At 64.9% G+C, this 15,326-nt stretch carries 13 protein-coding genes and 1 pseudogene; 10 read left to right on the forward strand and 4 right to left on the reverse strand.

Going from position 1 to position 15,326, the window contains the following annotated elements; genetic code table 11:
• The first annotated feature begins 30 nt into the window (after positions 1-30).
• From serB to EHW12_RS35190, 3 genes are read left to right on the forward strand one after another with little or no spacing between them, the layout of a single operon-like run.
• Complete coding sequence (gene serB, locus EHW12_RS11430; protein WP_003944761.1) at positions 31-1,251, forward strand: phosphoserine phosphatase SerB; 1,221 nt, start codon at positions 31-33, stop codon at positions 1,249-1,251.
• Positions 1,248-2,033 (forward strand): peptidyl-tRNA hydrolase, encoded by a 786-nt coding sequence (locus EHW12_RS11435; RefSeq protein ID WP_063836273.1) that lies wholly within the window; start codon positions 1,248-1,250, stop codon positions 2,031-2,033. Before serB ends, EHW12_RS11435 begins: the two co-directional genes overlap by 4 nt.
• A gap of 37 nt (positions 2,034-2,070) precedes the next feature.
• Positions 2,071-2,865: a membrane protein gene (locus EHW12_RS35190; protein ID WP_314732975.1), complete on the forward strand. Its 795-nt coding sequence runs from the start codon at positions 2,071-2,073 to the stop codon at positions 2,863-2,865.
• Here EHW12_RS35190 and glgX read toward each other — a convergent pair.
• Positions 2,778-4,820: pseudogene (glgX, locus tag EHW12_RS11445) on the reverse strand (glycogen debranching protein GlgX); the annotation flags it as partial. The gene EHW12_RS35190 and the pseudogene glgX sit on opposite strands and share 88 nt — an antisense overlap.
• A 51-nt stretch (positions 4,821-4,871) precedes the next feature.
• Between glgX and EHW12_RS11450 the strand changes: the two are divergent.
• Genes EHW12_RS11450 through EHW12_RS11470 form a run of 5 tightly spaced genes read left to right on the forward strand, consistent with a single transcriptional unit; the run spans position 4,872 to position 9,587 of the window.
• Positions 4,872-5,693, forward strand: coding sequence for an ABC transporter ATP-binding protein (locus EHW12_RS11450; protein WP_003944728.1), 822 nt, complete (start codon positions 4,872-4,874; stop codon positions 5,691-5,693).
• A 56-nt stretch (positions 5,694-5,749) separates the two neighbouring features.
• The gene (locus EHW12_RS11455; protein WP_063316596.1) at positions 5,750-6,568 is read left to right on the forward strand and encodes an NUDIX domain-containing protein; all 819 of its coding nucleotides are present in this window, start codon (positions 5,750-5,752) and stop codon (positions 6,566-6,568) included.
• 10 nt (positions 6,569-6,578) lie between these two features.
• Complete coding sequence (locus EHW12_RS11460; protein WP_003944701.1) at positions 6,579-7,358, forward strand: enoyl-CoA hydratase-related protein; 780 nt, start codon at positions 6,579-6,581, stop codon at positions 7,356-7,358.
• 53 nt (positions 7,359-7,411) lie between these two features.
• Complete coding sequence (locus tag EHW12_RS11465) at positions 7,412-8,428, forward strand: class I SAM-dependent methyltransferase (protein ID WP_003944733.1); 1,017 nt, start codon at positions 7,412-7,414, stop codon at positions 8,426-8,428.
• A 1-nt stretch (position 8,429) separates the two neighbouring features.
• Entirely contained in the window at positions 8,430-9,587 is a 1,158-nt protein-coding gene (locus EHW12_RS11470) for a class I SAM-dependent methyltransferase (RefSeq protein WP_125050662.1), read from the forward strand.
• Between the two features lies 1 nt (position 9,588).
• Here EHW12_RS11470 and EHW12_RS11475 read toward each other — a convergent pair whose 3' ends face one another.
• On the reverse strand, positions 9,589-10,896 hold the full coding sequence (locus EHW12_RS11475; protein ID WP_054827839.1) for a PQQ-binding-like beta-propeller repeat protein: 1,308 nt from the start codon (positions 10,894-10,896) through the stop codon (positions 9,589-9,591).
• 137 nt (positions 10,897-11,033) lie between these two features.
• Between EHW12_RS11475 and EHW12_RS11480 the strand changes: the two genes are divergently transcribed.
• Together EHW12_RS11480 and EHW12_RS11485 are read left to right on the forward strand one after the other, a co-directional pair.
• Entirely contained in the window at positions 11,034-11,798 is a 765-nt protein-coding gene (locus EHW12_RS11480) for an acyltransferase (RefSeq protein WP_003944741.1), read from the forward strand.
• A gap of 97 nt (positions 11,799-11,895) precedes the next feature.
• Positions 11,896-12,531, forward strand: a complete 636-nt coding sequence (locus EHW12_RS11485; protein WP_042451128.1) for a maleylpyruvate isomerase family mycothiol-dependent enzyme — start codon at positions 11,896-11,898, stop codon at positions 12,529-12,531.
• Between the two features lie 10 nt (positions 12,532-12,541).
• Here EHW12_RS11485 and EHW12_RS11490 read toward each other — a convergent pair whose 3' ends face one another.
• Together EHW12_RS11490 and EHW12_RS11495 are read right to left on the reverse strand one after the other, a co-directional pair.
• A complete protein-coding gene (locus EHW12_RS11490) occupies positions 12,542-13,786 on the reverse strand; it encodes a glycosyltransferase family 4 protein (protein WP_003944732.1) in 1,245 nt (414 codons plus the stop codon).
• The gene (locus EHW12_RS11495; protein ID WP_083057535.1) at positions 13,783-15,309 is read right to left on the reverse strand and encodes a glycoside hydrolase family 57 protein; all 1,527 of its coding nucleotides are present in this window, start codon (positions 15,307-15,309) and stop codon (positions 13,783-13,785) included. Before EHW12_RS11495 ends, EHW12_RS11490 begins: the two co-directional genes overlap by 4 nt.
• Positions 15,310-15,326 lie beyond the last annotated feature (17 nt).

Below are 15,326 nucleotides of genomic sequence, written 5' to 3' on the forward strand. Positions count from 1 at the left end.
ACGCGAACGAAGAAACGATCGGAGTTTTCGGTGGGTGCCTCTGACACCACTGTTCTGGTGACTGTGACCGGGCCGGACCGCCCTGGCGTCACCTCGGTACTGTTCGCGGCGCTGTCGCGGCACGATGTGCGTCTACTCGACGTGGAGCAGGTGGTGATTCGAGGTCGACTGACACTCGGTGTCATGGTTGCCTGCCCGAACGATCCCGAAGCGCTTCAGGAAGAACTCGAACAGGCGATGGCGACGGTCGGAATGAACGTCGACATCGAAATCGGTGCCGATCCCGGACGGCCCGCGGTGTCCACCCACGCGGTCGTTGTTCTCGGTAGCCCGGTCAATGCTCGCGCAATGCGATCGGTGGCACGCGAACTCGCGAAGCAGGGCGCAAACATCGATTCCATCCGTGGTGTCGCCGACTATCCGGTCACCGGCCTCGAACTCAGCGTCAGCGCGGCCGATACGGCGGACGGCGACGCGAAGCTGCGCACCGGACTCGCCGAGGTCGCCGCTCTCGAAAACGTCGACATCGCGGTCGAGCGCGCAGGACTGGCTCGCCGGGCCAAGCGTCTGATCGTGTTCGACGTGGACTCGACGCTCGTCCAGGGCGAGGTCATCGAGATGCTCGCCGCGAAGGCCGGCGTCGAGGACGAGGTCCGCGCCGTCACCGAAGCTGCGATGCGCGGCGAGATCGACTTCACCGAATCACTGCACCAGCGTGTGGCGACACTCGCCGGTCTCGACGCCTCCGTCATCGACGAGGTGGCAGAGAGCATCGAACTGACGCCGGGTGCGCGAACCACGATTCGCACCCTGCGCCGTCTCGGATTCCACTGCGGCGTGGTGTCGGGTGGCTTCCGGCAGGTCATCGAAGGCCTCGCACACGAACTCGAACTGGACTTCGTGCACGCCAACACCCTCGAAATCGTCGACGGCAAGCTGACCGGACGTGTGATCGGTGAAATCGTCGACCGCGCCGCGAAGGCCGTTGCGCTGCGCAAGTTCGCCGATCAGGTCGGTGTGCCGATGGAACAGACCGTCGCCGTCGGTGACGGTGCCAACGACATCGACATGCTCAACGCCGCGGGCCTGGGCGTGGCGTTCAACGCCAAGCCTGCGTTGCGGGAGGTCGCGGACGCTGCTTTGTCGCATCCCTTCCTCGACGCTGTGCTGTTCATTCTCGGTGTGACCCGCGACGAGGTCGAGGCTGCGGACGCCGTCGACGGTGGCGTGCGACGCGTACCGATTCCATGAGTTCCGATCCAGCATTCAGTTCCGATCCAGCTGTGATGTCCGGCCCCGATTCGCGCTGGCGCGAGCGCCACGCGGTGCTGGCTGCTGGGTACGGAGGGCGAGACGATCCCGCGGATCCGGCGCTGGTGTTGGCGATGCCGATCGTTCTGCACATTCCGAAGGCAGACCCGCCCAAGCGCACCGCACTGCTCGAGGCTGCGGCAACGGCGGCTGTGGCGCTGTGTCTGGACGAACGCGTCGGGTTCACCGAAGACGGGGAACCCGGCCCCTGGCACGAGGACTATTCGGCGTGGGTGGGTGCCCGGATTCGGAAGGTGTCTCGTCGAGCGCGAGGAGCGCAGTGGCTCGCCGCGCAGGAGGTACCGGGAATCACCGTCGATGTGGATGGCGCGCAGGCGCGGGCTCTGGTTCCCGGGCCGGTCGGAGAACTGGACCCGCGAATCAAGAAGTTGCAGATCGGTGGGACCGATCTCGAGCACGACGAGCCTGGCCCGCCGGAGCCTGGTCTTCCGGTGCTGTGGATCGACTCGGCGCTCGAGATGACGGTTGGCAAGGCGTCGGCACAGGTCGGGCATGCCTCGATGTTGTTGGCGGCGGCCATGTCCGAGAAACAGTGCTGGGCCTGGGCGCAGAACGACTTTCGCTGCTCAGTGCGCGACGCGAGCCCGGAACAGTGGGCCGAAGCAGTAGTTCGGCTGAAGAAGTCGGAGGCCGTCGCGGTTCGTGACGCTGGTTTCACGGAAGTGGCACCAGGCTCCATGACAGTCATCGCGGTTCCGTAGAGACGTAATCGACCAGTCCAGTATCGGTAACTTGGCTATGGATGAACAGTCCAGTGGCCTTCAAGATGGTCGAGTGTTGATACGGAGATTCGCCTCGCTGTTCGTCGGTCTGTGGTTGTACGGCTTCTCGATGGCCATGATGATCACAGCCGGTCTTGGTTTGGATCCCTGGGACGTGTTTCATCAGGGTGTGGCCGAGCACGTTTCGCTCAGTTTCGGCGTGATCACTGCGATTACCGGTGCGGTGGTACTGCTGCTCTGGATTCCGATCCGTCAGCGGCCGGGATTCGGAACGGTCGCCAATGTCGTTGTAATTGCCATCTCGGTGGATACCTCACTGGCCTTCTTGCCGGTCTTTGATTCCATGCCAGTTCGAGCCGTGATCATGGTCGCGGGAATCCTCCTCAACGGACTGGCCAGCGTTCTCTACATCGGCGCGGGCATGGGGCCGGGCCCCCGCGACGGATTGATGACCGGACTGGTCGCTCGCACAGGTCTGTCGGTCAGGCTCGTGCGTACCAGCATCGAGATCGCGGTCCTCACGACCGGATGGCTCCTCGGTGGAACCGTCGGCGTCGGAACAGTGTTGTACGCCTTCGGGATCGGACCGACCATTCAATTCCTCATCAAGGTGCTGCCGGATTCCATGACAGCAGCGGTGACCGGAGGACGTGTCACGGAACGTAAGGCCAAGACCGTGGGGCCGGTCAGCGAAATCTCGGTGCCGACGGGAACTTCGGCCGTGGAGGCAGGTTCTCCGGTGGGTGAAGCCGAATCGAACGATGCAGTCAAGGTGCCGTCGAACCATTCCGGAGTGCCGACGGTGACCTGAACCGGTCCACCGGAATGCAGGATCAGGAGCCAACTGTCGTCACCGAGTGGGCGCCCGGTTCGAGTGTGAGACCGAACGTCGGCTCCGTCGATCCAGGCCTGCAGCGTTCGGTGACTCTCGTCGTGCCATGCGGTGTCGTCGAACTCGACGCCGGCAGCGTCGAACCAGACGAGGTCCGGGTGCTCCAGTCTTCTTCTGCCTTCGAAGAATTCGGGCTGACGCAACGCCGGTGCCGCTCGGCGTAATCCGAACGCTCGGGAGACGAACTGCACCAACGACTGATCGGCCGCCGTCCAGTCCAGGGCCCACGAATCGGCTGGGGAGGCAAGTGTGGGAACACAATACGCGTTGTTGTTTCCGCCGAGACTGTGGCCGAACTCGTCTCCGGCGGTGAGCATCGGTGTGCCTGTCGACAGCACGAGCGTGGCCAGTAGCGCCCGTACATGACGTGCCCTGGCGTCCTGAATCTCGGGATCGGTGCTCGGGCCTTCGATTCCGTGGTTGAACGAATCGTTGTGATCGGCGCCGTCACGATTGTCTTCACCGTTGGCTTCGTTGTGCTTGTGGTTGTACGCGACCAGATCGGCGGCGGTGAACCCGTCGTGCGCTGTGACGAAGTTGATCGACGCCCAGGGGCGACGGCCGCTGCCGGCAAAGATGTCCTCGGAACCGGCGAGGCGCGACGCGACCTTCCGGACGCTGGATCCGCCGTTCCAGAACTGGCGAATGGTGCTGCGGTACTTGTCGTTCCATTCGGACCACTGGAGTCCGAAGTTTCCGACCTGGTAACCGTCGGCCGTCGCATCCCACGGTTCGGCGATGAGCTTGCACCGAGTCAGTACCGGATCGGAGGAGATGGCGGACAGGATGGACGCCCGCTGGTCGAAGCCTCCGCCGCGCGGCCTACCCAACGCGCTCGCAAGATCGAATCGGAAGCCGTCGGCACCCATTTCGGTGGCCCAGTAACGGAGGCTGTCGGTGATCATGCGGACGGCGATGGGGGAGCAGGCGCCGACCGTGTTGCCGCACCCGGTCAGGTCGATGTCGCGGCCGTCGCCGTCGAGAAGGTAATAGCCGGGGCCGTCCAAACCTCGCCAGCTGACACTGATTCCGTCGACACTCTGCTCGCAGGTGTGGTTGTAGACGACGTCGAGGACGACCTCGATGCCTGCCGCGTGTAGTGCGTCGACCATGATCCGGAACTCGGTGACTTCGCCGCCCGGAGTTGCCGCGTATCCGGGATGCGGGGCGAAGTACGACGCCGTCGAGTATCCCCAGTGGTTGCGCATCCCTCGCTCGCGGACGCTGTGTTCGGTCAGAAATGCCTGTACGGGAAGCAGTTCCACGGCAGTGACGCCGAGTGAGACGAGGTGATCGATCACGGCCGGTGCCGTCAGGCCGAGGTACGTTCCGCGGTGGGCGGCGGGTACTCCTGGATGACTGGCGGTGTACGCGCCCACATGCAGTTCGTAGATGACGCTTTCCTCCCACGGCGTCTCGAGGCGGGCTCCGGCGGGCGCGAGGCCGGGAGTCACCACGGACAGCGGCACGTGGCCGAGCGAGTCGACCGTCGACGGGTCGCCGAAGGGATCGTCGGCGTACGACAGGAGGGCACGGTGATCACCAAGATCCCCCTCGATGCGGCGCGCCCACGGATCGACGAGCAGCTTGTGTGGATTAAGTCTCAGCCCGGCGCGCGGATTCCACGGGCCGGACGCCCGAATTCCGTAACGCTGCCCCGCACCGATCCCGGAGATGATTCCATGCCAGATTCCGTACGTGTGTTGCCGAAGTTCGACGCGATCTTCGTTTCCGTCCTGGTCGATCAGGCAGATGTGGACGCTCGACGCGGCCGGGGCGTGGACCGCGAACTGGGTTCCGGAGTCCACGATGTTGGCGCCGAGTGGGAACGGAGACCCGGGCGTCGGGGTGTGAGTTTCGATGAGAGGCGACACGCAAGATGATCCTGCCGTGAACGGCCGGAGAATGTGCGGGAAGATGTTCGGGTGCCGCTACCTGATCCAGATCTGCTCATCGATTTCGACAACGTACTCATCCGTCGGGGAGGGTCCACTCTCGTGGGGCCCGTCACCTGGAAAGTGGAGCTGGACGAGCGATGGGTGGTGCTCGGACCCAACGGTGCCGGCAAGACCTCGCTGCTGCGCATCGCGGCCGGTGAGACTTTCCCGACCAGTGGTTCTGCCCACCTCCTTGGCGAAGTTCTCGGCAAGGTCGACGTCAACGAGTTGCGCCCGCGAATCGGTTTGTCCTCGTCGTCGTTGGCGAACCGCGTGCCCGGCGACGAGAAGGTCAGCGACCTCGTCGTGTCGGCGGGCTACGCCGTTCTCGGTCGGTGGCGCGAGGAGTACGAATCCATGGACACCTCGCGCGCTGTGGAGATGCTCGAAAGCCTCGGCGCCGAGCACCTGGCGGATCGGACGTACGGGACGCTTTCCGAAGGCGAGCGCAAGCGCGTCCTCATCGCGCGAGCCTTGATGACCGATCCCGAACTTCTTCTCCTGGACGAGCCCGCCGCCGGGCTCGACCTCGGTGGCCGTGAGGAACTTGTGGCCAGACTCGCCGAACTGGCTGCCGATCCGGACGCCCCGGCAACCGTCCTGATCACCCATCACGTCGAGGAAATCCCGCCGGGATTCACCCACGCACTCCTTCTCAAGGAAGGGGAGGTCGTCTCCCAGGGGCTTCTGGACGACGTCATCACCGCCGAAAATCTGAGCGCGGCATTCAGCCAGTCCATCAGCCTCGACAAGGCGGACGGCCGATACTTCGCGCGCCGCGCGAGGCCGTCCGGAGCTCATCGCGCGTGAGCTTCAGTGGGACCTGAAATGCGTCCCAGATCACAGATCGCGTAGGTTCGCGAAGCATGGCTAACGAGAATACAAACGCTGTCCCCGAGCCCAAGGATGCGTCGACCGTCATCTTGGTGCGCGATGCCGAATCCGGGATCGAGATCTTCCTGCTTCAACGAGTACAGGGGATGGCGTTTGCCGGGGGCATGACGGTCTTCCCCGGCGGCGGCGTCGACAAGTCCGATGCGACGGCAGAGGTCGAGTGGGCTGGACCGTCGGTCGAATGGTGGGCCGAGCGGTTCAGCACGGATGTGGCTCGGGCGAAGGCTCTCGTCTTGGCTGCGGTGCGGGAAACTTTCGAGGAGTGCGGCGTCCTACTCGCCGGACCGACCGCGGACACCGTCGTCGCGGACACGGCCGGCTACGCACAGGACCGAGTAGCTCTCGAAAAGCACGAGCTGTCGTTCAGCGATTTCCTGAAGAAGGAGTACCTGGTCCTGCGAACGGATCTGCTGCGGCCGTGGGCAAACTGGATCACGCCGGTGGGCGAGACCCGCCGCTACGACACGCGCTTCTTCGTCGCAGCGTCACCGACCGGACAGATCGCGGACGGCGTCACCTCCGAGGCCGCCGAGGTTCGTTGGCAGAGCCCGCAAGACGCGCTGGCGCACTGGCGGGAGGGTGGCAGCATCCTGTTGCCGCCGACGTGGAGTCAGCTGACCGAATTGGCCAAGTTCAGTTCGGTGGCGGAGATACTCGCAGCCGAGCCGGAGATTCCCGTCATCCTGCCTACGTTGATCACCGACGAGGAAACGCTGCGCGTCGAGTTCCCGAACCAGGACGGTTACTACGTCGCCGGGCCGCATCCGTGGTCGGTCAAGGCGGCAAAGTAACCTCTCGACCATGGCTGAATTTGTGACTCTCGAGGTTTCCGAAGGCATCGGCACCATCCGTCTGGCGCGCCCGCCCATGAACGCTCTGAACCGTCAGGTCCAGGACGAGTTGGCTGCTGCCGCACACGCTGCGACCGTCGACAAGGCAGTCAAGGCCGTCATCGTCTACGGCGGCGAGAAAGTCTTCGCAGCCGGTGCCGACGTCAAGGAAATGGCCGAGATGGATTACGGCCAGATCCGTGACGCGATCGGCGGCATGCAGGCCGGACTCGGCGCCGTGGCGTCCATCCCGAAGCCGACCGTCGCCGCGATCACCGGATACGCACTCGGTGGTGGACTCGAAGTTGCACTCTCGGCCGATCGCCGGATCGTCGGAGACAACGCCAAGCTCGGAGTTCCGGAGATTCTGCTCGGAATCATTCCCGGTGGCGGCGGAACGCAGCGCCTGGCTCGTCTGATCGGTCCGGCCAAGGCCAAGGATCTGGTCTTCACCGGCCGTTTCGTCGGGGCTGACGAGGCGTTGGCCATCGGTTTGGTCGACGAGGTCGTCGCTCCCGACGACGTGTACACCGCGGCCCGGACATGGGCCTCGCAGTTCGTCGGGGGAGCGTCACGTGCGTTGGCTGCTGCCAAGGCAGCCATCGACGAGGGTCTGAACACCGACCTGGAATCCGGGCTCAAGATCGAGCAGCATCTGTTCGCCGGATTGTTCGCGACCAAGGATCAGGCGATCGGCATGGAGTCGTTCATCGCCAACGGTCCGGGCAAGGCCGAGTTCACGGGCGAGTAGGCTCCCCTAAACTAGAACTTGTTCATCTCTTACCAGCGAGTAGGATAGCCGCCATGACAGCCAGCCCGAATGACGACGCAACCGTCACGCCGCCCGCCGCTACCGACACCTCGGTAGTCGACCCCGCGCCGCGGCCGCACGCCACGGCCGAAGAGGTCGAGGCCGCTCGTAAGGACACCAAGCTCGCCCAGGTGCTCTACCACGACTGGGAAGCCGAAACCTACGACGACAAGTGGTCCATCTCGTACGACGAGCGCTGCATCGACTACGCACGTGGTCGTTTCGACGCCGTCGCGGGCGATCAGCCGCTCCCGTACGAGCGCGCGCTCGAACTCGGTTGCGGCACCGGATTCTTCCTCCTGAACCTGATGCAGGGTGGAGTCGCCAAGACCGGTTCGGTCACCGACCTCTCGCCCGGCATGGTCAAGGTCGCACTGCGCAATGCCGAAAGCCTCGGCCTTCCGGTCGACGGCCGTGTTGCCGATGCCGAGACCATTCCGTACGAGGACAACACCTTCGACCTGGTGGTCGGCCACGCCGTGCTGCACCACATTCCGGACGTCGAGAAGTCGCTGCGTGAGGTCCTTCGTGTCCTCAAGCCCGGCGGACGTTTCGTCTTCGCCGGTGAGCCCACCACTGTCGGCAACTTCTACGCCCGCTGGCTCGGCCGCGCGACGTGGGAAGCAACCACACGCGTGACCAAGCTGCCGTTCCTCGCAGACTGGCGTCGTCCGCAAGAGGAACTCGACGAGTCTTCTCGTGCAGCAGCTCTCGAAGCTGTCGTCGACATCCACACGTTCGACCCCACGGACCTCGAGAACATGGCGAAGTCCGCCGGCGCCGATCAGGTCCACGCTGCCACCGAGGAATTCGCCGCGGCGCTGCTCGGCTGGCCGGTCCGTACCTTCGAGGCGGCTGTTCCGCCGGAGAAGCTCGGTTGGGGCTGGGGGCGTTTCGCTTTCGGTGGTTGGAAGACGCTCAGCTGGGTCGACGAGAAGGTGCTCCGCCACGTCGTTCCTCGCGGATTCTTCTACAACGTCATGATCACCGGCGTGAAGCCCGGCAACTGAATTGGGTTATGACTTCACCCTCGGCGACGTCGACTATCTCGGAAGTGATTCCGGCGTAGCTGCCTTGGCCGAGGTGGATCAGCTCGAACTGTCCACGCGTACGCGTCTGGCCGACATCGGCCGGGCGCGTACGCGTTTCGGTGATCACATGCCTGCGCTCGTGGACACCGTCCTGCTTCGACGAAAGGCCGCTACGAAACTGCCCGGCAGTGATCAGTGGTTGTTCACGGACGACGCGATGCAACAAGCCACTCCCGGCGTTGTCGCGGCCCACCGCGCGCAGCGTCTGATCGGGCGCGACGTCCACGACGTGACGTGCTCCATCGGCGCCGAACTGCATGCCTTGACCGGAGTTGCGCATCGCGTGATCGGCAGCGACATCGATTCCGTTCGCCTGGCGATGGCACAGCGCAATGTGCCGAGCGCAGCGTTGCTGCGGGCCGACGCGCTCCGCCCGACGACACGCGACACCGTCGTACTGGCAGACCCCGCACGGCGATCGGGCGGTCGCCGCACTCACGATCCGGCAGCGTTGATGCCACCTCTACCGGACCTCATAGAGGCGTACTCCGGCCGTGATCTCGCGGTGAAGTGTGCTCCCGGACTCGATTTCGACAATCTGGGCTGGGACGGGGAAGTCGAGGTCGTCTCGCTCGACGGCGGCGTCAAGGAAGCCTGCCTGTGGTCGACGGGGCTGGCCGAGTCCGGCGTCACGCGTCGAGCTTCGGTGCTTCGCTCCGACGGGAGCGGGTGGGCGATCACCGACGCCGAGGACGACGTGATTCCGGAGCAAGCGCCGGGGGAGTGGATCATCGACCCGGACGGAGCGGTAGTGCGCGCGGGCCTCGTGCGCCACTACGCGGCCAGACACGGCCTCTGGCAGCTCGATCCACGCATCGCTTATCTGACCGGTGACAGCGTCCCTGAGGGAGTTCGCGGATTCCGGATCCTCGAGCAGATCAAGTACTCCGAGAAACTGCTCAAACAGACACTGTCCAAGCGGAACTGCGGTGTGGCTGAAATCCTGGTGCGAGGAGTCGACGTGGACCCGGCAGTGCTGCGTCCACGGCTCAAGCTCAAGGGCTCGCGTGCACTGAGCGTCGTGATCGTACGGATCGGACGATCGGCGTCGGCCTTCATCTGTGAGGCGTCCCGCTAGCTCACTTGAAGACGAACAGCTCACCGATTGCGCTGGGCGTCAACACTTCGCCCTTGGGGCCGATCGAGGTGCCGACGGTGAAGCCGACTGCTCCCGGCAACGTGTCCTGATCCACCGTCTCACCGGTTTCGGTGTCGAAGGTGATCAGGCTCAGTCCGTTCTCACCCTCGCGGACGACGGTGTATCCGGTGTCGCCGGCGGTCTGCGCCGGAACGCCCAGTTGCAGAAGGTCTTTACGTTCCCAGGCCAGTTCGGCGTGATCTCCCTCGTCGCGCACGGCAAGGAGGTGGCCCTTGTCGCCGCCGGCGGGAATGATCAAACCGTCGTCGGACGTCGAGGCACTACCGGCCGAGTTGAAGCCGATGTCGTAACTCCACCTGGTGTCACCGGTTTCGGCGTTCACTGCCCAGAGAGATCCGTTGTTGTCGGTGGCGTAGACGGTCTTGCCGTCCTTCGACAGGTCCGGGCTCGACGCCGTTCCACCGGGAAGCGCGTCGGTGGACCACTCGCGGGTGATGGACGGATTGTCGCCGCCCGTGTACTTCATGGCGACCAGATCGGCTGCCTGAGAACTGGGTCCGTAGAAGGTGAAGTAGAACTTGCCGGTGCCCAGGTCCACTGCCGGGGTATTGGCCACCGGGCAGCCGGACGTGCCGAGGAAGCACTCGTTCAAACCCTTGTTGTCGGGAATGAGTTCTGCATTCGCGCCCTGGTCGATCGACGGCGGCGGGATCAGGTCGAACGACGGAACCACTTTTGCGCCGGTCTGCGGGTTGAGCACGTTGATCTGACCCAATTGGGTGATGAACAACAGGTTTCCGTCGCCGGTGAACTGTGACGAGAGAGGAGTGCCCACAACGAGCGTGCGCCAACGCAATTGACCAGTCTCGGTGAAGGACATCATCGCGCCGCTCTCGCCGACGTAGACATTGGTGGCCGTGTCGACGATGGGTGTGGACGCGACTACTCCGTCGTTGAGTCGAGCGCACCACTTCTTGCGACCCGTATCCATCTGGAACGAGAAGAGATTGCAGCCGTTCTCGGTGCGGGCGGTGACGAAGCTCTGGCCGTTCGCGGCCACCGAGGCGTACGCGGCAACCGGACCGCCGAGAGGGCGTGACCATGCGAACTCGACATCGCGTGATCCGGTGACCGGGCTCGTGTCGCTGTTGCGGGCGTCGGCATGCATGGCCGGCCAACCCGCCGACGCGTACCGGTCCACCCGTCCGTCGTCGCTGCCGCAACCGGCGATCAGGGCCGCAGCGATCGCCGTCGACACCATCACGGACGACCGTAGGACCCGCCGCATCACAATCTCCCTGCCTTCACTTGATCAAGAGCCCTCGGTAACTGCACAAGCCCGGACCAGAGACTATCCCGACCGGGGCAAAGTGACGGGGCACACCCCGAGGGTCGGTGAGTCGGCCCCACGTAGGCTGAACACTCATGACGAGCATGTGGGGCGCACCGTTGCGCACTCGATGGCGGGGATCACGCCGAGGCGACAGCGATCAGGCCAAGTTCTTGACGGTCGATTCCCTCAAATGGGTTCTGGCGAACAAGGCGTACACACCCTGGTATCTGGTGCGGTACTACCGTCTCGCCAAGTTCAAGATGGCCAACCCGCACGTGATCCTGCGCGGCATGGTGTTCCTCGGCAAGAACGTCGAAATCCATTCCACCCCCGACCTGTCCCGCCTCGAGATCGGGCGCTGGGTGCACATCGGTGACGGCAACGCGATCCGCTGCCACGAAGGCTCGCTGCGCATCGGCGACAAGGTCGTCTTCGGCAAGGACAACGTCGTCAACACGTACCTCGACATCGAAATCGGTGCGTCGACGCTCGTAGCCGACTGGTGCTACATCTGCGACTTCGACCACCGCATGGACGACATCAACACACCGATCAAGGACCAGGGCATCGTCAAGGGCCCCGTCCGTATCGGCCCGGACACGTGGGTGGCAGCGAAGGTCACCGTGCTGCGAAATACCCGCGTCGGACGCGGTTGTGTCCTCGGTGCGCACGCCGTCGTCAAGGGAGACATCCCGGACTACAGCATCGCGGTCGGCTCGCCCGCGAAGGCGGTCAAGAACCGCAAGTCCGATTGGGAAGCCGGCGCTGCCGATCGCGCGAAGTACATCGCGGCGCTCGAGGACATCGCACGCAAGAAGGCTGCTGCGGACGCTGCCGACGCGTCGTCGACGTCGTAGCTCACTTTTTGGCAGAACCAGCGATTACTTTCGGCGCCGCCACCGGTCTGTATCGGTATCGGCGCCGAAAGTCTGCGCCGGTGAAAGGAGTGCCGACATGAGCGAACAGACACCCGAATGGGTCGTGGCGCAGCGCCGCGAACTGGTGGGATTTCTCGAAGGCCTGAGCACGGAGCAGTGGAACGCGCCGACCCTGTGCGAGGGGTGGCGGGTCCGCGAAGTGATCGCGCACATCACCATGCCCTACCGATACTCGGCGCCGCGATTCGTCGTGGAAATGGTCAAGTCACGCGGAAACTTCAACAAGATGTCGAACCGGCGAGCGCTCGCCGATGCGTCCGAAGTCGGTGAGCGACAACTGCTTGCCTCGCTTCGCGACAACGTTGCACACCCGTGGAAGCCACCAGGCGGCGGCTTCGAGGGTGCGCTCTCGCACGACGTGATCCACGGTCAGGACATTCGCGTGGCACTCGGCGACGATTACGTGGTGCCCGAAGACCGGCTCACTCGTGTGCTCAGCGGACTCTCGCCCAAAACCGTGAAGTATTTCGGAACTGACCTCGACGGCGCTCGGCTGCGCGCCGACGACCGAGACTGGACGTACGGTGCCGGCGCCGAGGTTCACGGGGCGGCGCAGGATCTCCTGCTCGTGCTGTGCGGCCGGATGCTGCCACCAGGCCATCTGCTCGGGGATGCGAGTTCTCGTTTCACCGCGCCCCTCCCGACCCGCTGAGGTCAGCGCGTCAGCGACCAGGGAGCGGCCGCTCGGGAATCTGTGGCCGTGCCAACGGCTGCCGCACCCGACGCTTCGCGCCCGCGTAGACGTGAGCAGTCTCCTCGGCGACCTGATGCCAGTCGAAGTCCGATGTCAGGCGTGCGCGGGCGGCCACTGCCCGTTCCTGCGCCCCGGCGGGATCGTCGAGTACCTCGCGGACAGCCGAGGTGAGCCCGGCGATGTCGCCCGGTTGGAAGGACATCCCCGTCACCCCGTCGACGACGGCTTCGCCCAGTCCGCCTGCGGTGGACGTGATCAGCGGAGTGCCGGCCGCCGCCGCTTCGAGGGCGATGATCCCGAACGGCTCGTAGCGCGACGGCAGGACGATGGCGTCCGCTCCGTGCAGCCAGCTGAGCAGTTCCGTGTGATCGAGGTTGCCGAGAAAGTCCACCGCCCGCGCGACGCGATGCGTGCGTGCCTGTTGGTAGAGCCAGGTGAACTGGGTGCCTTCGCCCGCGATCGCGAGGGTCGTGCCGGGGTGGCTACGACGGATTCGGGGGAGTGCTGCGATGGCGTCCTGCACGCCCTTCTCGTATTCCAGGCGGCCGACGAAGAGGAGTTTCGGTGGTCCGGATCGCGGTCCACGTTCGCGAAAGTTCCACGTGGTCACGTCGATTCCGTTGCGGATGACGGTGATCGGCGGCAGCGTCGGGCCGTAGAGCTCGGTCACTTCTTCCTGCATGGACGCCGAACAAGTTATGAGAGAGTCGGATTCGTTTGCCAGCCACCACTCGACGGAGTGGACCTGGCGGTTGATGCGTCCGGAGATCCAGCCGCTGTGGCGACCCGCCTCGGTGGCGTGAAGTGTGGAAACCAGTGGGACATCATAGAATTCGGCCAGGGCGATCGCCGGATGTGCGACCAGCCAGTCGTGCGCGTGCACGACGTCGGGCTGCCAGCCCTCGCCCACTCCTGGCTTGTGCAGCGCCATCCCGGCACGGACCATCGCGTGACCCATCGCGAGGGTCCACGCGAGCATGTCCTCGCCGAAGACGAAGTGCGCGGGGTCCTCGGCCACTGCGACGACAAGGACGCCCTCGGAAATGTGCGTGATCGTCGGGTGCGTCGACGCATCCGTTCCGGAGGGGCGACGCGAGAGAACCACGACCTCGTGGCCTGCAGCAGCCAACTCGGTGGCGAGATGGTGGACGTGTCGACCGAGCCCGCCGACGACGACCGGTGGGTACTCCCACGAGACGATGAGAATTTTCACGACGGACTCAGTTCTGTGTCAGGTAGACGGCGAGCATCCAGTCCCGGGAACAACCCGTCGGCGCGATTCCAGCCTTCGGCGAGTCGCACGGCGACGGCATCGCGGCCGGAAACGAGCGCTTCGGAGATTTCCCTGGTCGCATGGGCGTGCTTGTGCGCACGTTCGCGGGCGTACCCCGCGGCCGAATCCTTGCTCACCATGAATGCCCAATCGCTCGAAACTGTCATCAGTGTCTCGCGAAGTATCTGATCGTTGACGCGGTTTCGCAGTTCCGGTCGGCCAGGTGCGTTGTCGCGTCCGCGAGACTTGTCCACGGTGCCGAGCGCGGTCTCCACCACTTCGGAGTTCAGTTGCACCAGGTCGGACACCTGATCGCCGGCCCAGACACGCCAGTCCTTACCCGATCCCCAGGACGAATCCTCGAGTTGAACGGGTTCGCCGACGTATCCCGATGCCTTGGCGTCGGCGAGGGTGCCGACGCGAATTCCGGCCTCGGGAAGCGCGCGCAGGAGTTTTTCGAGCCACTGCGGACCTTCGTGCCACCAGTGCCCGAACAGTTCGGTGTCGAAAGCTGCGACCACCAGGGCATCGCGGCCGATGCGGGTGGATTCACTGCGCAGACGCGCCCGAACGGTTTCGACGAAGTCGGCAACATGCTTGTCGACGGCGGCCGCAGCGAGTTCGGGGTCGTACGGCAACTTGTCGGCGGAGTCGACGGTCCGTCCGGTGACCCGCGACGGCTTGAGACCCGTCTCGTGGTCGTAGGTGTGGAAGTCGCGGTAGGCGGCGTGACCCGGATATCCGGACTTGGGGGACCAGACCCGGTAGCTGACCTGCAGGTCGCGGCCGAATGCAACCACGTCGGATTCTCGAACCGGGCGGCCGAGGGACGTGTCGCCGCGCAAGGCGGGGCCGTCGACCATGAAGTGGGTGACGCCCGCTTCGGCGTACCCGCGCTCCATGCCCGGGGTGTACCCGCACTCGGGTCCCCAGATCCCGGTCGGAGTGTGATTCCACCGGGCATGCGCGTCGGCGAGACCTTCGCGGAGGGAGAACGCCCGCAAGCGAGGATCGAGCAGCGGTTGGAACGGGTGGGCCAGCGGCCCGCCGAGAAGCTCGAAGGCCTCGCGATCGATGAGGTCGCGGAACACCGGTGAGGCGCCGTGCTGCCAGTGAGTCTCGAAATCTGCGAGAGCGGCAGCTGAGGCCCGGTGCTCGCGCGCGCCGAGTTCGCGGTGCGCCGCGTCCGGCATGCCGGCAGCCTCGTGGGCACGGATTTGCCAGTTGCCGAGCCAGTGATGCATCCCGGCGAGGCAGTGGGGATCGTCCAACTGGGCCGCGAGTACGGGCGTGATGCCCAGCGTCAGCAGGTGCGATCGGCCCTCGTCGGCCAGGCGACGTAGCGCGGCGGCGAGCGGAATGTACGACGCAGCCCAGGACTGGTAGATCCATTCCTCGCCGACTGGCCATCTGCCGTGGTTGGCGAGCCACGGCAGATGGGAGTGCAGAACCAGGGCGAACATCCCCGGTTCGGTGACGG

Source organism: Rhodococcus sp. NJ-530, assembly GCF_003860625.1.
Classification (GTDB): Bacteria; Actinomycetota; Actinomycetes; order Mycobacteriales; family Mycobacteriaceae; genus Rhodococcus_F; species Rhodococcus_F qingshengii.